16 protein-coding genes are annotated in these 19,111 nt (G+C 61.8%); 12 read left to right on the top strand and 4 right to left on the bottom strand.

Translation table 11 applies throughout. The features are described 5' to 3' along the window. The first annotated feature begins 205 nt into the window (after positions 1-205). The 7 genes from ACTJLB_RS00350 to ACTJLB_RS00320 all read left to right on the top strand — a co-directional run bounded on the left by ACTJLB_RS00350 (position 206) and on the right by ACTJLB_RS00320 (position 9,860). Positions 206-928 carry a response regulator gene (locus ACTJLB_RS00350; RefSeq protein ID WP_440782099.1) on the top strand — a complete coding sequence of 241 codons (723 nt, stop codon included), beginning with the start codon at positions 206-208 and terminating at the stop codon, positions 926-928. Between the two features lie 138 nt (positions 929-1,066). After that, positions 1,067-1,756 (top strand): response regulator, encoded by a 690-nt coding sequence (locus tag ACTJLB_RS00345; RefSeq protein WP_440782098.1) that lies wholly within the window; start codon positions 1,067-1,069, stop codon positions 1,754-1,756. A 110-nt stretch (positions 1,757-1,866) separates the two neighbouring features. Next, the gene (locus ACTJLB_RS00340; RefSeq protein ID WP_204522759.1) at positions 1,867-2,511 is read left to right on the top strand and encodes a response regulator transcription factor; all 645 of its coding nucleotides are present in this window, start codon (positions 1,867-1,869) and stop codon (positions 2,509-2,511) included. A 238-nt stretch (positions 2,512-2,749) separates the two neighbouring features. Further along, complete coding sequence (gene aqpZ, locus ACTJLB_RS00335; protein WP_288824572.1) at positions 2,750-3,496, top strand: aquaporin Z; 747 nt, start codon at positions 2,750-2,752, stop codon at positions 3,494-3,496. 53 nt (positions 3,497-3,549) lie between these two features. Further along, on the top strand, positions 3,550-7,980 hold the full coding sequence (locus tag ACTJLB_RS00330) for an ATP-binding protein (protein WP_440782495.1): 4,431 nt from the start codon (positions 3,550-3,552) through the stop codon (positions 7,978-7,980). A gap of 351 nt (positions 7,981-8,331) precedes the next feature. Continuing rightward, the gene (locus ACTJLB_RS00325) at positions 8,332-8,766 is read left to right on the top strand and encodes a CHRD domain-containing protein (protein ID WP_087754746.1); all 435 of its coding nucleotides are present in this window, start codon (positions 8,332-8,334) and stop codon (positions 8,764-8,766) included. 131 nt (positions 8,767-8,897) lie between these two features. Next, the gene (locus tag ACTJLB_RS00320) at positions 8,898-9,860 is read left to right on the top strand and encodes an alpha/beta hydrolase (protein WP_440782097.1); all 963 of its coding nucleotides are present in this window, start codon (positions 8,898-8,900) and stop codon (positions 9,858-9,860) included. Here ACTJLB_RS00320 and ACTJLB_RS00315 read toward each other — a convergent pair. Continuing rightward, on the bottom strand, positions 9,830-10,672 hold the full coding sequence (locus tag ACTJLB_RS00315; protein WP_440782096.1) for an EcsC family protein: 843 nt from the start codon (positions 10,670-10,672) through the stop codon (positions 9,830-9,832). The genes ACTJLB_RS00320 and ACTJLB_RS00315 overlap by 31 nt on opposite strands. A 139-nt stretch (positions 10,673-10,811) precedes the next feature. Here ACTJLB_RS00315 and ACTJLB_RS00310 point away from each other — a divergent pair, with 139 nt between their 5' ends. Both ACTJLB_RS00310 and ACTJLB_RS00305 read left to right on the top strand, forming a co-directional pair. Next, entirely contained in the window at positions 10,812-12,407 is a 1,596-nt protein-coding gene (locus ACTJLB_RS00310; protein WP_440782095.1) for an MDR family MFS transporter, read from the top strand. Positions 12,408-12,436: 29 nt separating this feature from the next. Next, entirely contained in the window at positions 12,437-12,940 is a 504-nt protein-coding gene (locus ACTJLB_RS00305) for a MarR family winged helix-turn-helix transcriptional regulator (protein WP_440782094.1), read from the top strand. A gap of 93 nt (positions 12,941-13,033) precedes the next feature. Here ACTJLB_RS00305 and ACTJLB_RS00300 read toward each other — a convergent pair whose 3' ends face one another. Continuing rightward, on the bottom strand, positions 13,034-14,311 hold the full coding sequence (locus ACTJLB_RS00300) for an amino acid deaminase (protein ID WP_440782093.1): 1,278 nt from the start codon (positions 14,309-14,311) through the stop codon (positions 13,034-13,036). A 166-nt stretch (positions 14,312-14,477) separates the two neighbouring features. On the opposite strand from ACTJLB_RS00300, the gene ACTJLB_RS00295 reads away from it, so the two are divergent. The 3 genes from ACTJLB_RS00295 (at position 14,478) to ACTJLB_RS00285 (ending at position 17,313) form a co-directional block, all read left to right on the top strand. Next, positions 14,478-15,368, top strand: a complete 891-nt coding sequence (locus tag ACTJLB_RS00295; RefSeq protein WP_204522763.1) for a MurR/RpiR family transcriptional regulator — start codon at positions 14,478-14,480, stop codon at positions 15,366-15,368. A 3-nt stretch (positions 15,369-15,371) separates the two neighbouring features. Further along, the gene (locus tag ACTJLB_RS00290; RefSeq protein WP_440782092.1) at positions 15,372-16,853 is read left to right on the top strand and encodes an N-acyl-D-amino-acid deacylase family protein; all 1,482 of its coding nucleotides are present in this window, start codon (positions 15,372-15,374) and stop codon (positions 16,851-16,853) included. A 73-nt stretch (positions 16,854-16,926) separates the two neighbouring features. Then, positions 16,927-17,313, top strand: a complete 387-nt coding sequence (locus tag ACTJLB_RS00285) for a RidA family protein (RefSeq protein WP_020066927.1) — start codon at positions 16,927-16,929, stop codon at positions 17,311-17,313. Between the two features lie 56 nt (positions 17,314-17,369). Here the strand turns inward: ACTJLB_RS00285 and queF are convergent, their stop codons facing one another. Together queF and ACTJLB_RS00275 are read right to left on the bottom strand one after the other, a co-directional pair. Further along, positions 17,370-18,194: an NADPH-dependent 7-cyano-7-deazaguanine reductase QueF gene (queF, locus tag ACTJLB_RS00280; protein WP_310356722.1), complete on the bottom strand. Its 825-nt coding sequence runs from the start codon at positions 18,192-18,194 to the stop codon at positions 17,370-17,372. Continuing rightward, positions 18,191-19,093, bottom strand: coding sequence for a 5'-nucleotidase (locus ACTJLB_RS00275; protein ID WP_020066925.1), 903 nt, complete (start codon positions 19,091-19,093; stop codon positions 18,191-18,193). Before ACTJLB_RS00275 ends, queF begins: the two co-directional genes overlap by 4 nt. Between the last annotated feature and the right edge of the window lie 18 nt (positions 19,094-19,111).

Here is a 19,111-nt window from a genome sequence, read left to right as displayed (position 1 = left end):
TTTCCGCGAACCTGGGCGCGCCGATTTTCTCAATTTATTCATTTTGAATAATTGGGGGCTTTTGTTGTCCGTGCACCGTAATTGCCGGTGAATTCAACACTTGATTCGGAACACTCCGATTTTCGTTACGCGCACCACGGTGATTTTATGGTCCCGTCGACGCGCGATGGTTAGAAACGATTGCGCGTCGACGCAGGTGCGGAGCATGTCGATTTGTCCTGCGCATCTGACGACTATTCCTACAACAAACGAGATCAATCTAGTGAACCTCCGAATCATTCTCGCGGATGATCATCCATTCGTTCTGCTTGGCGTTAGAGCTATGCTCGAAACCAGAGCCGGTGTCGCCATCGTCGGCCAGGCCGCGAGCCCGACGTCGTTAATCAAACTGCTGCGGCGCACGCCATGTGACGTGCTGGTCACCGACCTGTCGATGCCTGATCCCGGCGCCGCGGTGGAAGACGAACTGAACCTGATCCGGCAGATCCATGCCGAGTGGCCGCGACTGCGCATCGTCGTCATGTCGACGACGACCAATTCTGCGTTGCTCCGGGTCCTCGCATCGGAGCGCGCCGTGAGCTTGCTCAGCAAAACCGAATCCATGCACGAGTTGTGGCGTGCGATCGAGCAGCATGTAAGCAACGAGCCATACATCGGCAACTCAATCGCCGCACTTCTCGCAACGCCGCGCGAAGTTGGGTACGAGCGGCCGCCCGCACTACCTCTGTCGGTAATGCAGAAGACGATCGTCAGGATGTTCGTCGACGGACACTCTATTGCTGAAATTGCGGCCACTCTCGGATGTCATCGCCGCACCGTTAGTCGGCAAAAGCGTGAAGCAATGGTAAAACTTGGCGTTACTAATGATCCTGGTTTATTCTCGTGCGTTCGAGCTGGTGAAATTCTTAAATTTGAATCGCATATCTAAGTAAATTAATTGGCCGAGTTATTGAAGTTATTTCGGAGCGATCTTATGTTTAACGCCGCCACGATGTCTGATGATGGGGCAGGGCCGGTCGGGAGTGAGATGGTGATAGGGAGTCAGGATATGGAGGAGAGATAGACGATGGGCGACACCGCTGAAATAAGCATGCCGGTCCGGGCGATCATCGCGGACGATCATCCGCTCGTCCTGTTTGCAATCGAGAACTTGATGGGCGGTTATCAGAATATGGAGGTGGTCGGCCGCGCGACCGATGCAACCGATCTCTTTGCGGAGGTCGACCGAACCGGTTGTGACCTGGTGCTCATGGACCTCTATATGCCAGGCGGCGCAGATGGCAGTGGGATCGACGCGGTGCGGCAGTTCAGGAGCCGTTACCCCGACGTGGCCCTCGTCGTGCTCACCATGGAAACCGAGGCAGCAGCGCTGCAAAGCGTGATCTCGCTCGGCGTTCACGCGCTTATCAGCAAGCGTGACCGCATCGACCTGATTCACGTGGCGATCATCACCGCGCTCGCGGGCGAATGCTATCTTGGGCCGGCCGTGCGCGCGGTCATTGCGGACGCCACGGCGATGCAACGGCTCGACTTTGTTCGTTCGGTGTTGTCGCGGCGCGAGCTTGAAGTGTTCACGCAGTACGCGTCGGGCTTCGGTGTTACCGAAATTGCGGGGCGGCTGGGGCGCAGCGTGAAGACAATTAGCGCGCAAAAGTGCACCGCCATGCGCAAGCTGGCGTTGCATAGCGACGCTGAACTATTTCGCTTTGCGGTTGAGCACGGCGTTGTAACCGAGGCCCGCGCCGAAGGGCGCTGAAGAACACACGAGGTCGCGCCGGGCCGGCGTGACAAACATAAGATGTGTTGGCGTTGTCCGGGGAAAGTACATCTTGTACTGGACATGCCAATCGATAAGACAACAAAAATATGACAGACAAGATACGCGTCATCGTGGCGGACGACCACGACTGCGTTCGCGCCGGCGTGAGGAGGTTGTTGTACGCCACGCCGCATATCGAAGTTGTTGGCGAGGCCTGCAACACGCATGACCTTGCCGAACTGCTCGACGTCTGCGAATGCGACATCGTCATCTCCGACATTGGCATGCCGGGTCTGGACGGAGCGAGCAACGCTGTTCCTTTCCTGCGTCGGGTATTGAGAGGGCATGCGCATCCCGCTGTCGTTGTGCTCACCATGATCTGTCATGCGCATATGCTGTCGGGCCTGCTGCATCTTGGCGTCAGCGCGATAGTCGATAAGCGCGACACGACGGCCGCATTGATCGACGCAATCCAGGCAGCGTTGACGGGAGACGTGTATCTGTCGGAGCAGGTGCGCGTTGCGATGGAAACGACTGACACTCCGCCGCAACTGCGCGCCAGCGTTTTGAGTGCGCGCGAATGGGAGATCTTCCAGCTCTATGTGCAGGGCGTCGCGGTACACGAAATCGCGAAGCGGTTACAGCGCAGCGGTAAGACGATCAGCACTCAGAAGCGTACCGCAATGCGCAAGCTAGGCCTCGAAACGGAGTCCGATCTTATTGTCTACGCACGGCAGATTGGCTTGATTTAACACTCGGTAACGCTGCGCATATATACCGGCAACTCACGGTCCCGAAATTAGGACTCTTCCGATTGGTTGGGAGACCTTGCCACTCCATAGTTCTGAATTAGCTTCGGCTTTTGCTGACGTGGGCCTCATTAGAGCACTTATGTCTTGAGACCACGCCGCGCAAAGCTGGGGAAGTTCAAGCAGATGTTCGCGGAAATTGCGTAGCGCCGTGCGCTTCGCATAGCGACAGGGAGGCGGTATGGCCGTGCTAGGTAAGCGGTTGTTGGTCGAGAGCGTGGGTACGGCATGGCTGGTGTTCATCGGCTGCGGCAGCATCGTATTGAACACCGGCGCCGTTCAGCAAGGCTACGGAGTGCTCGAGGTATCACTCGCGTTCGGTCTCGCGCTTGCCACCGCGAGCTACTGGTTCGGCGAGACGTCGGGCGCTCACTTCAATCCCGCTGTCACGGTAGGTTTCACTGCCGCACAACGCTTCCCGGTCAAAGACCTGCTGCCCTATATTGCCGCGCAGATTGTCGGCGGGGTCGTTGCCGGAGCGCTGCTCGTCTATGTGGCGAGCGGCCGGCCGGGCTTCGAAATCGGCGCGAGCGAATTCGCGGCCAATGGCTTTGGCGATCACTCTCCTTCCGACTATCAGTTGCACTCGGCGTTGGCCATTGAATTCGTGCTGTCGTTTGCATTTGTCATGGCGAGCCTTCTCGTGGCCGCACGGTACGAGACAAAGCCGGGCGGACCGATGGTCGTCGGCGGATGTCTCGCGCTCGTCTACCTCGTGTCGATTCCGGTCACCAACGGTTCGGTCAATCCGGCCCGCTCCACGGCGCAAGCGCTGTTCGTGGGTGACTGGGCGCTAGACCAACTGTGGCTCTTCTGGGCGGCGCCAATGTCTGGCGGCGTCGTCGCCGGCTTCGTGTTCTCGTTCCTCAGTGGCAGGTCCGACCAGGCAGCAGCAACGCTTGCCGATGGCCACAGCGAAGCCGCGTGAGTTGTGCCGTGACGTTTTTCTCATTCTTTGCCACACGGTTCCAACGCGCTGCGATAGCGCGCGTGCGGCGGCGCGTGTCGGTGTGCGTGCTGGCAGGGCTCTCCTTATTGGCCGCGGCTCAAGTGGCGGCTGCCGGCCACGCTTTCGTGGAGTCCGGTGCCAACCGGGTCGTTAGTGCCTTCCCAGAGAAGCTGACCGTCGGCGTACTTGCGAATAGCTGGTTGCCGTTCGACGCGCTGCAAAACGGGCAACTCACAGGACTGAGCATCGACTATCTGCGTGCACTGGTTGGGCCGGCTGTTGCGATCGAAGCGAAGCCATATCCCGACATGCCGCAGCTACTTGCCGCCGCCTGCGCGGGCAACGTCGATCTGTTGATGAGTCTCGCGCGGACGCCGGAGCGGGAGCGCTGTGTCAGTTTCACCGCGCCGTATTTTCGAGCGTCCACCTCAACGGTTGTACGCAGGGACGGCGACATATACGAAGGACCGGCGCGTCTTGCAGGCGCGTCCATTGCAATAGAGAAGGGCTTTGCGCTTGAGCGCTCGTTGCGCGAGCGCTTCCCGCGCGCCCGCATTAGCGTGTTCACATCAACGCACGCGGCGCTCGCTGCCGTCGCCGATGGCGACGCGGACGCATATATGGGTTTCACACCAGTCGTCGAATATGCGCTCGCAACAGAAGAGTTCCACAGTCTGCGCGTTGCATTTGAGGAAAGCACTCGCTCCGCTGAACTGCGCTTTGGCGTGCCGCGTAGTCAGGTGGCGTTGCGTGACCGGCTGGACCGCGCGTTAGCCTCGATGAACCAGACCGACGACACGGCGATTCGGGTCCGCTGGCTCTCAGGCAGTTTCGATGCAAAGCCGGAGCCTGCCACATCCCGTCTCGAATTGACGCAGCAGGAGCAGGCGTGGCTTCGTTCGCTTCCGCCGTTACAGGTGGGCTTCGACAACAACTGGCCGCCATTCAGCTATGTCGACGCGTCGGGGCGTCCTGCCGGCGTGACCGCCGACTACCTCGCATACCTGAGCCGCACGCTGGGCGTCGTGTTCAACCGCGCGCGGCAGCCCGACTGGCCATCCGCGATCGACGCGTTCCAGCGCGGTGAACTGGCGATTCTCACCACGGGCTCGAGTAACGACCCGCGTCTCCAGAAGGCACGTCATACCCGTGCGTACGAAAGCTATCCACTGGTAATGGTGGGTCGCGACGACGAGCCGGCCGCCCGCTCACTCAACGATTTCGCCGCGCGGCGGGTCGTGGTGTCGTCACACATTGCCGGGGTCGACCCGCTCGCATTCCAGCGCATTCCGAAAGATCACCTGGCCATCGTTCCAAGCCTTGACGACGCGCTGCGCATGGTTGCTTCCGGGGAAGCAGATGTCGTCGTGGAAAACGTGGCAGCCGTCGACATTGTGCTCAAGCGGCAATACGCCGGTGTGCTGAAGGTCGTCGGCACAGTGGGCAAATCCGACGCCCTCGACTTCGCTGTGCGTCCGGACCTGGGTCTGCTCGCCGATCTGATCGACCGCGCGTTGCTAGCAATGCCGCCAGCGGAAAAGCAGCGCATCCGGCAGAAATGGGTGACCGGCGACACGCCGGCAGGCGGTACATGGAGCGTTTCCGCGGTGCGCCTGCTACCTGTGCTGATCGGCATCGCCTCGGTCCTGCTCGTTACATTGCGCGCCTATCTGCTTTTGCAACGCGAAGTCAGGCGCCGCAAGGAGACCGAGCGCGAACTCGCGCTGCAGCTGAATTTCCAGGAAACGATGATGAAGATGGTGCCCTATCCGCTGGTCGCCCAGGATCTGCAAGGCCGCTATATCGCAGTCAATGGCGCGTATGAGCGAGCGTGCGGGCTAAGCCGCGAGGCGGTTATCGGACGCAGCACGATGGAGGTTCACACATGGGGGGAGGCCAACAGCCGGGTACTCGCCGATATGACCCGCGACCTGCTGCGAGGCGGCGACATGGCCCAGGTCGAGCTGCAGTTCGAGTCCCGTGCCGGAGATGTGCGTCACGGGCTTTTCTGGACGAGCATCTGCCGCGGCAACGACGGAGAGCCGGTTTGCGTACTCGGCACCATGGTCGACATCACCAACATACGGCGTGCCGAGATGCGTGCGCGCGACACCGAGCGAAGGCTCTTCGACGTCACGCGCTCCTTGCCGGCCGTGGTGTTCCAACTGCGCCGCACCTCAGACGGTGCTTATTCGTTTCCTTACATCGGTGGGGACGCGAAGCTTTTGCTCGGACACGGCAACGGGGTCGCAGGCAGCCGCGATCATGTCGACTTCGACCGTATCCACGAGCAAGACCGTTCGTTCGTCATTGCGGAACTCGAGCGCTCGGCTCGTCTTGAAACGCCGGTACTGATCGAATTCCGCATGCGCTGCCATTCGAACGTGAAGTGGGCGCGAGCGCAACTCGTGCCGCGTCGCGAGGCGGACGCAAGTGTCGTTTGGAGCGGCTACTGGGTCGACGCGAGCATCGAGCATGCGCGCGCCGAAGAACTTGCCCGCGCGCGAGATGCGGCTGAAGCGGCGTCGCGTGCGAAAGACGACTTCTTCGCAATGATGAGCCACGAAATCCGCACCCCTATGAACGGTGTACTCGGGCTTGTGGAAGTGCTCGAGCGCACGCCGCTCAACGCGGATCAGGGCGAAATGCTCGGCATGATCCACGAGTCGGCGGGCGCGCTGCTGCAAATTCTCGACGACCTGCTCGATTACTCGAAAATCGACGCGGGACGGTTGACCATCGAAGCAGAGCCTATCGACCTGCGCGAACTGGTCGACAACGCGGTCGGCTTGCTAGCGGGCCGCGCGCATGAGAAGGGCCTGAAAGTGAGGGTGAATATTGGATCGGACGTGGCGGCCACGCTGCGAGGCGACAGCGTGAGATTGCGTCAGGTCCTGTTCAATCTGCTCGGCAATGCGATCAAATTCACTCCCGAAGGTCAGGTAGATGTGAGCGTGGCGTTGCTCGCGCAAACGGGCGACGTTCAGACAATCGAGATGGTCGTCGAGGACACCGGCATCGGCATAGCGGCGGACGTGCAGGCGAAACTGTTCGAGCCGTTCGTGCAGGCGGAGTCGTCCACCACGCGCCGCTTCGGCGGTACGGGCCTTGGCCTCACCATCTGCCGCAAGTTGATCGAACTGATGAACGGCTCGCTCACGCTCGACAGCGAACTGAACCGCGGCACGCGCATGACGGTGCGGCTCAGCATGCCCGTCGAGACGCAGCGTTATTCAGTGAGTGGTTTGCGCGGCAAGCGCTGTCTCGTGGCGACTAACGACGCACGAGTCGGTCAGGCTCTCGTCGACTTCGGAAAAGCGCTGGGATTGGAGCTGCGCCGGGTTTCGGCCGACTTTGCGCAGTTACGTTGCCGCGCCGCGCTAAGCGGCGTGGATCTGCTGTTCGTGAGCGAGGACGTGGTGCTGCCCGCCAACGTCACAGGCAAGGTCCGTGTGATATCCCTCACCGAAAAGCCGAAGCCTACCGGTTACCGCATTCTCGAAGACAACGTTCGCCTGAGCATCAATCCGATATCGTGGCGCGGACTCGGTGCTGCGTGTGCTGCGGCCATGACGGGCCTTCAGTCCGCGCCGGCGCTGTCGGTCAGCCTGCCGCGCACGCATGAAAGCATCACCGCGCCGCCGGACCGGGAGCGGGCGATCGCGAGCGGCCGCCTGATTCTCGTCGCTGAAGATCATCCGGTGAATCAGGAACTCATTCGCCATCAACTGGCGCTGCTCGGTTTTGCGTGCGACGTCGCGAACGACGGCGCCGAAGCGCTAGCCGCGCTCGAACACACCAGTTACGGATGTCTGATCACGGACTGCCATATGCCCAACGTATCTGGCTATGAATTGACGCGGCGTATCCGTGAGCGCGAGCGCGAGCAAGGCCGCTCAGACCGTCTGCCGATTCTGGGTATCACCGCCAATACGGCGCCTGAAGATCTGAGCCTCTGCCGCGAGGCAGGCATGGACGACAATCTGGTCAAGCCGACGCGCCTCGCGACGTTGCGTGAATACCTGAGCCGCTGGTTCGGCACTGACAGCGCCTGGCAGGCGGCACCCGCAGATAACGCTGATATCCAGGAGCCGACAGACTCGTCGGCCGCGGGCGCCTCGGCCTTCGTTCCGGTCGACCTGAATCAGATGACGCAATTGTGGGGCAGTGAATCGACGGTCAAGGCGTTGCTCGATTCGTTCGTTTCTTCAGTACGCGAAGACATTCAGGCACTGTCGTTGTTGCTGGAAGACGCGGACACGTTGCGCGTGCGCGAGTGGCTTCACCGGGTAGCAGGCGCGGCGAGCGTACTGCAATACCCGCCGCTCATCAGCGTGCTCGACGAATATCGCCGCGATATCTCGGGCGCGCCCGAGCGCGTGCGCCATAACGGACTCGCGGTGATCGACAAATGCAACGCGATGCTTGACGGCATCGAACACCAGGCGGCATTGCTCGCCTGAGCGCGGCCATTAGCCGGATCGACGCCCAAAGCAGTGCTGCTCGCAACCGCACCGCAATCGACGGACGAAAAAAAACGCGGCCGAAGCCGCGTTAAAGATTTGGAGACATCCCTCGATGAAGGAGTCACTTCTCGCGAGCCCAAAGCATACTCGGGAAAACGCGGATGATTCAGTGCAGAATCTGCAAATAATTGTTTGGGAAATCGTTACAAGCGAAATCAACGGCGCGATTAGACGCGCAGACCGGCGCGTCGTCCGCCATGAACGTCTTTCGAAGATTTGCACTAGTATGTGATGGCTTCGCGCGCGGCCGAGGTGTCGGCGCGGCGGCGCATCTAGTCGGAGAAGACCATGATTACGCTAAAAAAACTCAACCTGGCTGTGGTGTTGTGGGCCCTAACGGCGGGTGTCGCGTTCGCGGACACGGTCGCGCTAAAAGCGGCTCTCGAGCCTTCAAGCGAAGTGCCGCCGCGTGTAAGTCACGGACATGGCACGCTGAACGCAACGTTCGATACGTCGACGAAATCCCTGCAATGGACTGTCAGCTACGAGGGCCTCAGCGGCCCGGTAACTGCCGCGCATTTTCATGGCCCGGCGCCGGTCGGACAAAATGCAAAAGTCCAGGTGCCGATCGACAAAGGCGCGCTCGCAAGTCCAATGAAAGGGTCTGCCGCCCTCACCGAGCAGCAGGTAACCGATCTGATGGCGGGCCAGTGGTACTTCAACATTCATACCGCGCAAAATCCGACGGGTGAAATCCGCGGGCAAGTCATGCCCGCCAACTAGGTCAGAGAATCCCTGAAGCGGCGCGTCGCCAACGCGTCGTCGCGGTCTTCAGCAAAATTAGAAGCCGCCGTCCACCGGCATGGCGGCCACGCACGTACCATGGTGGGACATTTCCCAGGGAGGATGTCCCAATGAGTTGGCAAAGCGTAGTCGCGTGCTGGTTTTTGCGCAGGCAGTTTCGCCCTCAAACCCTGAAGCCGCATATCGATGTCGAGAAAGCGCGCGCATTGACCGCGAAGCGAGCCTGGTCGCCGGACGTGCCCCGTGGCTGGCGTCTTCGGGAACTGGACGGTGCGGACGGCAAACCGCTGCGTGGCGAATGGATCGAGCGCTCGGGTGAGCCCGCAATTGGCGCGCGACCCACGGTGCTGTATCTCCACGGCGGCGGCTATTACTTCTGCTCGCCGCGCACCCATCGCTCGATCGTCTTCGGCCTCGCAACCCGCGCAAACGCGCCGGTCTTTTCGCTCGACTACCGCCTCGCGCCTGAACATCGCTTTCCGGCCGCACTCGACGATGCCACTGCCGCCTATCGTCACCTGATTGCCGAAGGCACGGCACCCGAATCGATTGTGATTGCCGGCGATTCAGCAGGCGGCGGTCTTGCGCTCGCTACGCTGGTCGCACTGCGCGACGCGGGCGATCCGCTGCCCGCAGGCGCCGTGCTGTTCTCACCGTGGACCGACCTCGCGGCAACAGGCGCCAGCATTGTCGACAACGACGGCGCCGATCCCATGTTCAGCGGACCGGCAATTGCGAAAGCAGCGAAAGTCTATCTGGGCGATATGCCTGCCACGCATCCGTATGCGTCGCCGGTTTATGCGGACCTGCGCGGCTTGCCGCCGCTCTTCATGATGGCGGGCAGCACCGAGGTGCTGCTCGACGATTCGCGGCGCGTGGCCGCTAACGCGCGCGCGGCCGGCGTCGATTGTGAACTCGAGGTGTGGAAGAAGATGCCGCATGTGTGGCCGATCTTCGCGCCGTTCATCCCCGAGGCGAACCGGGCGCTCGATCGCGCGGCGGCCTTCGTTGGACGCGTGACGAGCCGCGCGGCCAATGCGGCTCAGGTATACAGGGCGACGTCGATAGTCTGATAGGCGGCCTTCACCGTCTGCTCGCCGTACTGCCGTTCGAGCCGCCGCACGGTGAAATGGCCATGTGCGACCTGCTGGAAGTGGTCGATAAACACGGTGTTGACCATCGCGCCGAGCACCGCGCCGATCGCCGGAATGGACTTCGCGGCGATCTGTTCGCTCACCTGCACCGAGAAGCGAGCGGCGATCGAGTGCAGCAGGCGCAGCAATGCGGCCGAGCCGTGTGCGGTGAATCCTTTCGTTGCCATTTCGGACGACGCTTTCGACACCGCCTGCGCCAGCGCGCCGCGCATGATGAAGTAGCCGAAGTCGGCGTCGTCGTCCGAAGCGGATGTGCCGCCCATGCCCAATACGGTCAAACACTGCAGTTGGGTGTCGACTGCCGTCAGATCCTCGCCCTCGCTGCGCGCAATATCGCAGATCGAGCGGAACATCAGCGTGGTGGTCACGGGCAACTCGACGGGTAGCGCAAAGAGGCCGAATGCGCCGCCCGCTGCGCCGGTCGTAGCGACCGCGAACTTGTGCAGCAAGTTGCTCGGTTTGTCCGGTACAAGCAAGGGCGATGCGCTGTCGCGCCGGCCGAGAGTGCGCATCGCAATCGACAGACATTTGCGCAACGCCAGTTCGGTCGCGTCCGTGACCTTTTCGTTCGCAAACGCCGGCATGCGCGAAATCAGCTTCTCCAGTGGCGCCCCGACGATGCTTGCCAGTTTCATTGCCAGCGCTGGACTTTCCAGTTCGTGTTTCGCGCGCCGCAGCGCGCGGAGGTCCTCGTCGGACAACGATTGTGTTGCGAGCGAACTCGGCTGCATGTGCCTCCCTGGCGTCGTTTAATGTGCGTTTTTCAGTCGATCCGGGGCGCCGCCTGGCGCGCCGGATCGTCCTGCTTAGAGCGCGAACGCATGGTATGATTCCCAATCGTTTGACGAGTCAACTGTTGCTCCATCAAAAATGGCCGTTCACACCGCAGCCCACCATTCGAGTGGGCAAGTCTTACCGTTCCGGGAATCGCTTCTGGCGATGCTCGGCATCTCGTTTGTCACCATGCTGGTCGCGCTCGACCAGACTGTGGTCGGCACCGCGCTGCCTACGATCGTCGCCGAACTCAAGGGTTTCGAGCTTTACGCGTGGGTCGCGACGTCGTATCTGCTCACGTCGGTGATCACCGTGCCGATTTTCGGGCGCCTCGGCGACTATTACGGACGCAAGCCCTTCGTGATCGCGTCGATCATCGTGTTCACCGGCGCGTCCGTGTTGTGCGGCGTCGCGAACAACATGCTGTTTCTCGTGCTCGCTCGCGGCTTGCAGGGCATAGGCGGCGGCATGCTGGTCGGCACCGCCTTCGCGTGTATCGCCGACCTCTTTCCGGACTCCGTCGTGCGTCTGCGCTGGCAGGTGCTGATGAGTTCGGCATTCGGCATTGCCAATGCAATCGGCCCATCGCTTGGCGGCTTCCTGACGCAGTACTACGGTTGGCGCTCTGTGTTCTACGTAAATCTGCCGGTCGGCCTGCTGTCGCTGTTCTTCGTGTGGCGTTTCCTGCCGCATCTGCGACATGTGGAGCATGAAGGCAAGATGCGGCTCGACTGGCCCGGCGCCGTGCTGATCGCGGTGGCGCTCGGCTCGCTGCAACTGTTCGTCGAATTGCTGCCGAAGCATGGGCTCACATTGAGCGCATGCGCGTTGCTCGTGCTGAGCATCGCCTCGGCGTATGCACTGTGGCAATGGGAGAAACGCTGCCCAACGGCAATCCTTCCCGTCGACATGTTCCGCAATCCGAGTCTCGCCGCGCTATTTACATTGGCGGTGCTCGGCGGCTTCACGATGTTCTCGCTGCTCTTCTACGCGCCGCTGCTGTTCCAGGGCGGCTTTGGCATGTCGCCGAAGGAAGCGGGCCTCGTCATCACGCCACTCGTCGTGTTCATTACGATCGGCAGCATTGCCAACGGGCGCGTCATTTCGCGCGTGCGCAATCCGAATCTGATGCTGTATGTCGGCTTCGCGCTGCTCGCGCTCGCGTGTCTGGGCGTGGTCATCGCAACGCGTTCCATGCCGCAGTGGCTACTCATGTCGTTCATGGTGCTCGGCGGGCTCGGCCTCGGTTTTGTTATGCCGAACCTGACGATCTTCGCGCAGCAGACGGCCGGTCGCGAGCATCTCGGCATTGCAACGGCGCTACTGCAATCGCTGCGGATGATCGGCGGCATGATCGGTACGGCACTCACCGGCACGCTGGTCAGCCATATGTACGCGAGCGGCGTGCGCAGCGCGCTCGACAGCGAGCGCGCATCGCAATGGTTCACGGACCTGGGCGATCCACAGATTCTGATCAATCACGAAGCACAGGCACGCTTGCTGAGCGAACTCGCACAAGCCGGGCATAACGGCGCCATGCTTCTGGAAAGCGCGCGCGAAACGCTCGTCGCCGCAATTCATTTAGGTTTGGCGATGGCGGCAATCATCGCCGTGGTGTCGGTATGGCAAAGTCGCCGTGTTCCGCCGATCAAGCTTCAGCGCAAGCTGGAGCCGGTGATTCACGCCGACTGATTTCAGCTTTTGAGTTTCACTGAACCATCATGGAAGAACAGGACCGCATAGCCGTCATGCAGCAATTTGGACGCACGTACCGTACGTTCATGTCGGCGTTCGAGGCGCAAGTCGGCCACCCGCTGCCGCGCTGGCGCATCATGCTCGCGCTGCATGAGCAGGCGGGCGAGTCGTCGCAGAAGAGGCTTGTGGAGCGCTTGCGAGTCGATCCTGGCGCATTGACCCGCCAGTTAAAAGCGCTCGAAGGATTGGGCTGGATTGCGCGCAGCATGGACTCGCGCGATAACCGCGTGACCAACGTACGCCTGACCGAAGCGGGCCTGTCCGCAACCGAAGCGAGCTTGCCGCGCCGCAACGCCTTTTTGCACGACACAATGGCCGCGCTGCCGGACGATGCGCTGAACGCGCTGTCCGGCGCGCTGAAAATGCTGGAGGCGAGAATTGGCGAAGTGGTGTCCACGACGAACGCCGGAGAAACAGCCGGCGACGTCACTGCTGACGACAGCCAACCGCCCGTGAAGCAACGTGCTTGACGGTTGTCGATTGACGCAGCGAGCAGGGCGTTAAGAGCACAAGCGGCGCGTCCCAACCCAACGCCGCTCGCCGCTCGCGAAACACCAGAACAATCAGAAGAAGGTTTCGATCACCTCGGTGACGCGATAAGCGGAGTCGAGCACCAGCACCTGGCGCCACTTATCAAAAGTCAGGCACGGGTGCGAGATGTCGAACGCGATCATGTCACCGACTTTCACATCGGCGCCCGCGGGAATCCGCAAGTACGCGTGCTGATCCATCAGGCCGAAAACCTCCCAGCCTTCGCTCGCCGCTATGTCGCGCGGCGCCGGATTGCCCGGCCGATAATGGCGGGCCGGTTCGGGCAGGCCCGCGTCGAACGCGGAGTCACGCTTGCCTAAACCGATGATTGCGCGATCCGGTTCGGGAATCGACTGCACATAGGCCCACAATTGCAAAGCAGGCAGCAAGCCTTCGCCCATCTTTTTCGCGACCGGATTGCGCGCGAAGATATCCGTCTGCGCCTTGCGGTAAATGCCGACGTCATGTGTCAGATAGCAGCCGGGACGCAGCACGACCTCGACCTTCCCGGTTTCCGACGCCTTCACGAATTCCTCGGCGACCACGTCGTACCATGCGGAACCCGCGCCCGACAGGATAGCCGGCGTGCGATCGAAACGTCCTTCGTCGAGGAGCGCGCGTGTGACCGCGCCCGCGCTTTGCAGAAACTCGCGGACTTCGTGTTCTTCCTTCAGCACGCCTTCGTATAGCTCAACGCCGGCGAGCTTGAGCACGTCGGGATAACGCGCGATTGCTTCAAGCACCGCGTTGCGCTGCGCTTCGTCGCGAACGCCAGTGCGGCCGCCCACGACGCCGAGTTCGAGCAGCACTTGCAATGGCTTTTTCACCGACGTGAAGAACTGCCCCAACTGCTCGACGCCATCAACTGAATCGACAAGGCAAAAGAACTCGAAGTCCGGGTCGCTCAGCAGCTCGGCGACCATCATCATGTTGCGGCGGCCCACCAGCTGATTCGCCATCAGCACGCGCGAGACGCCACCGTGATAAGCCGCGCGAACCTGATGCGCGGTGGCGAGCGTGATGCCCCACGCGCCGGTTTCCAGCTGACGGCGGAACAGTTGCGGCGCCATGGTCGTCTTGCCGTGCGGCGCGAGCTTGACGCCGTATTCGGCAACGAACGCCTGCATCCAGTTCAAATTGTGCTCGACGCGATCGGCGTAAAGCACAGCGGCGGGCAGGCTCACGTCTTCGTTCAGCAGATTCCACTCGAGACGCGCAGCATCTGTGAGCTGGATGCTGGCGCCCGGAACCATGCCCAAGCCCTTGCTATAAGGATCAATCGTGGCGCCCTGATAGTTTGTAACTTTCATGTCTCCTGCTCCATCGTCCGGTTAAATTGAATCGAAGTTGACTTTAACATGTTACCGAAAGTACGATGGGCGAAGAAATGTTATTTAGTACCAAGCCAGACCCGCACTCGCGCTGTGATTTACCTGCAGCCATTGCGAGCCTTGGCGCGGTGATCCCCGGGCTGCAATGAACTCAACCGCCGAACCGCTGGCATTCGACATCGTCGCGCGCATCGCCGAATGCGCGCCGGGGTTGCGTTCGGCTGAACGCAAGGTCGCCTCGCTGATCCTCGACGATCTGATGAGCGCATCCCGCGCCAGCATCGGCGCGCTCGCGCAGCAGGCGCAGGTGAGCGTCGCGACAGTCACGCGGTTTGCCAAGGCGGTGGGCTGCCGCGACGTCCGCGAGTTGAAGCTGCGGCTCGCGCAGGCGGCCGCGGTGGGTCAGCGCTTCTTGCAGCCGGGAACCGCGAACGACGCGCCCGAGCACATCGCAACCCGCGTGTTCGACGAACTGCAGACAGCGCTCGCGCACAATCATCAACTGTTGCGCCAGGCGCCGCTTGGGGATGCCGCAGCAGCGCTGCGGGCCGCGCGCATGATCTATGTGTTCGGCATGGGCGGCGGCTCGACCGCGCTCGCCGACGAAATGCGTTTTAGACTGGTGCGGTTGGGCCGGCCCGCGGCCACTTATCAGGACGGCTTGTTGCAGCGCATGGTCGCGAGCACTGTGTCGCGCGACAGCGTCGTGATCGCGCTGTCCACCACGGGCCGCGTGCCGGAGATGGTGGAGAACTGCAAAATCGCGCGCAGCTATGGCGCAACGGTGATCGCACTGACCGCCCCGGCATCGCCGCTGGCGAAGCTGGCCGACTGGGTCATCCCGATCGTCGCGTTTGAGACAGACTTCATTTACAAGCCGTCGTCGTCGCGTTACGCAATGATGATGGCACTCGATGTGCTCGTCACCGAACTTGCCGTCAGCCAGGGTGACGAGAGCCGCGAATTGCTACGCCGCATGAAGCACGCGCTCGACACGCACCGCGGCGGCGGCGATCGACAACCGTTAGGAGACTGATTCATGCACTCGCATCCCGAAGCCGCCGACACGCTGATCGTCGGCGCGCAACTGTATGACGGCACAGGCGCGCCGCCTGTCGAGCGCGACGTCGCGGTCCGCGACGGGCGCATCGTCGCGATCGGCAATCTGTCGAACTGGCTCGCCGAAGAAGTGATCGAGGCCGAAGGCCGGGCACTGGCGCCGGGTTTCATCGACGTTCATACGCACGACGACACGCACGTGATCCGCTCGCCGCAAATGCTGCCGAAGATCACGCAAGGCGTGACGACGGTGATCGTCGGCAATTGCGGCATTAGCGCGTCGCCGGTTGCGCTGAAGGGCGATCCACCCGACCCGATGAATCTGCTCGGCGAGCGCGACGCGTTCCAGTACCCGAGCTTCGCGGACTACGTGAAAGCCGTGAACGCGGCGCGTCCGGCAGTGAATGTCGGCGCGCTGATCGGGCACACCGCGTTGCGCAACAACCAGATGGACCGGCTCGACCGCGCGGCCACGCCGCAAGAGATCGAAGGCATGCGCGCTCAACTCGAAGGAGCGCTGGCCAACGGCGCGCTCGGGCTGAGTTCGGGACTCGCCTACGGCTCCGCGTTCGCCGCACCGACCGAAGAAGTCATGGCGCTTGCCGAACCGCTTGCCGCCGCCGGCGCGCTGTACACCACGCATATGCGCACGGAGTTCGACGCGATTCTCGACGCCATGGACGAGGCGTATCGCGTGGGCCGTCACGCGCACGTGCCGGTGATCATCTCGCATCTGAAATGCGCGGGGCCGTCGAACTGGGGACGCAGCACCGAAGTGCTGAACTCGCTCGAAGGCGCGCGACGCATGCAGCCTATCGGTTGCGATTGCTATCCGTACAACCGCAGTTCGTCGACGCTCGACCTGAAGCAGGTCACCGGCGACATCGACATCACGATTACGTGGTCGGAACCGCATCCGGAAATGGCCGGCAAGCTCGTCAAAGAGATTGCGGCCGAGTGGGGCGTCACGCAGCAGGAAGCGGGCAAGCGCCTGCAACCCGCGGGCGCCGTCTATCACAACATGTCCGAGGAAGACGTGCGGCGCATCCTGTCGCATCCCGCGACAATGGTCGGCTCGGACGGCTTGCCGAACGATCCGCTGCCGCATCCGCGCTTGTGGGGCGCGTTTCCGCGCGTGCTCGGCCATTACGCGCGCGACGCCGGTTTGCTGCCGCTCGAAGAAGCGGTGCGCAAGATGACGAGTCTGTCGGCGCGGCGCTTCGGCCTTGCGCAACGTGGCGAGGTGCATATCGGCTATCACGCCGACCTCGTGCTGTTCGACCCGGCGAAAGTGCGCGACGCGGCGACGTTCGAAAAGCCGCAACAGGCGGCCGACGGCATCGACGCAGTATGGGTGAACGGCGTGCTGACTTACCGCAACGGCGAAGTAACGGGCGAGCGCGCCGGACACTTCGTCGCGCGCGGCGCGGCGTCGAAAGGCGACGCGCAGGGCGCATTCTGATTATCCGATCGAACGATCTACCATGGCGCGCGCCGCAACGAGCACGCGCGCCCGACTTTTAAGGAGCATGACGATGAAGCGATATGGCGTTGAAGGCGGGAAGGGAACGGGCGGTCAGCATATGCCGTTTGCGCGTGCAGTCGAGGCGGACGGCTGGTTGTTCGTTTCCGGGCAAACGCCGATGGAAAACGGCGAAGTGATCAACGGCGGAATTGTCGAGCAATCGCACAAGGCGATCCAGAACGTATTCGCGATTCTGAAGGAAGCGGGCTACGGCGCCGAGCATGTGGTCCGCTGCGGCGTGTGGCTCGACGATCCGCGCGACTTCGCGTCGTTCAACAAGGTGTTCCGCGAATACTTTGGCGACAATCCGCCGGCGCGCGCATGTGTCGTTTCGTCGATGGTGATCGACTGCAAGGTCGAAGTGGATTGCGTCGCATACAAGAAGCCGACGGCTTGAAGCATCAGGTCTGCCGCGGGCGCGTGACTGAGAACCCGCGGCGATAGCGTGCTTGCTTACTGACGCGCGAGCCGCATGTTGTCCGGCATCGGCAGGTTGTAGTTGGTGCGGAACGGGTTGATATCCAGCCCGCCGCGCCGCGTATAACGCGCATAGACCGCGAGCTTGACCGGCTTGCATGCCTTCAGCACATCGATAAAGATTTTCTCGACGCACTGCTCGTGAAAACCCGTGTGATTACGGTACGAGATGATGTAGCGCAGCAAGCCCGCGTGATCGATCTGCGGGCCGACGTAGTGAATCTGCACGCTGCCCCAATCGGGTTGGCCAGTCACCGGACAATTCGACTTCAACAAATTCGAAAACAGCGTCTCCTCGACAGGCGCTTCGTCTAACGCCGCTTTCAGCAGCGAGGCGTCAGGGTGGTAGACGTCCGTGTCCAGGTCCAGACGGTCGAGCGACATGCCCTCGAACTCTTCCATCTGCAATTTGCCGAAATCGTGCGGCGCAGTCAGATGAACCGAAACGGTCGCGCCGCAAGACGCCGATACGTCGCGCTTGATCGTGTCGCGCACCACGTCGATCGACTCAAACGCGGTCTGCGCGAACGAGCCGAGATAAAGCTTGAACGACTTCGACTCGACGATGTTCGGCGACTCGGCGGGCACGAAAAAGGTCGCCACCGCGATTTGCGGTTTGCCGCGCTGATTCAGCCACGACAATTCATACGCGTTCCAGATGTCCGTGCCGAAGAACGGCAGTTGCGTGCCAATGCCGATCGCGTCGCGTGCGTTGCTGCGCGCAATCGGAAAGAGCAGCGAGGCGTCGTACTGTTCGGTGTAAGTGGAAGCCTTACCCAGCGGTGATTGTTCGGGTGTCATGATGCATTCACGATGCCACTCAGCACGTGCCCGGTCGCCGTCACGACGCGGGCCGATTCGCAATGGCCAATTTGGTCGTCGAAGAAAAAGTCCGGCTCGAACTCGCGCAAAAATGCGCTCTTGTCGAGGCCGCCGAGGAACATCGCTTCGTCGATTTCGATGTTCCAGGCCATCAGGGTTCGGATCGCGCGCTCGTGCGCGGGCGCCGAGCGGGCCGTCACCAATGCCGTACGAATATGCATGGGCGCGGCTTGATCCGCGAGTTTTTGCAGCCGGTGAAGCGCTTCGAGCAAGGGTTTGAGCGGCCCGTCGGCGAGCGGCAAATCCTTGTTGTGCGTCTCATGGCCGACGAACGCCCGCAGGCCGTCCTTCTGAAAGACGCGCTCGGCTTCGTCGGAGAACAGAACCGCGTCGCCGTCGAAAGCAATGCGGATTTCGTCCGGATACTTACTCGCCATTTTCGCCGATTCCGGCAGGACGCGTGCAGCGGGGAAACCGGCGGCCAGCGCGTCGCGCACGTCGTCCTGATTAGCTGAGAGAAACAGCGACGCGTTCAAGGGCTTCAGATATCCGAACGGCGCACGGCCGCGCGTGAACACGCCGCGCTCGATAGCGAGCCCATGTTCGCGGCACGAATGAAATGCCCTCAGTCCGCTGATCGGATCGCTGCGCGACAGGATCACCACTTCCACATGATGACCGCCTGTGTTCAACGCGAGCAGTTTGCGGATCAGAGGAAACGCTACGCCGGGTTTGGCGGGCACGGTCAGCCGGTCGCGCTGCAGCGCTTCATAGGTCTGCAGGTCGCCTTCTTCGTACACGCGGTTCTCTTCCTCGAAATCGAAGAGTGCGCGCGACGATATCGCCACCACCAGTTTGTCGACAAGCGAGAGAGCCATGTGCGCGTTCTAATCCAG

It is taken from the genome of Paraburkholderia sp. 22098, from assembly GCF_052045935.1.
Lineage (GTDB): Bacteria > Pseudomonadota > Gammaproteobacteria > Burkholderiales > Burkholderiaceae > Paraburkholderia > Paraburkholderia caledonica.
Note: the sequence above shows the minus strand (reverse complement) of the source record. Positions and strands in the feature narration are given on the sequence as shown.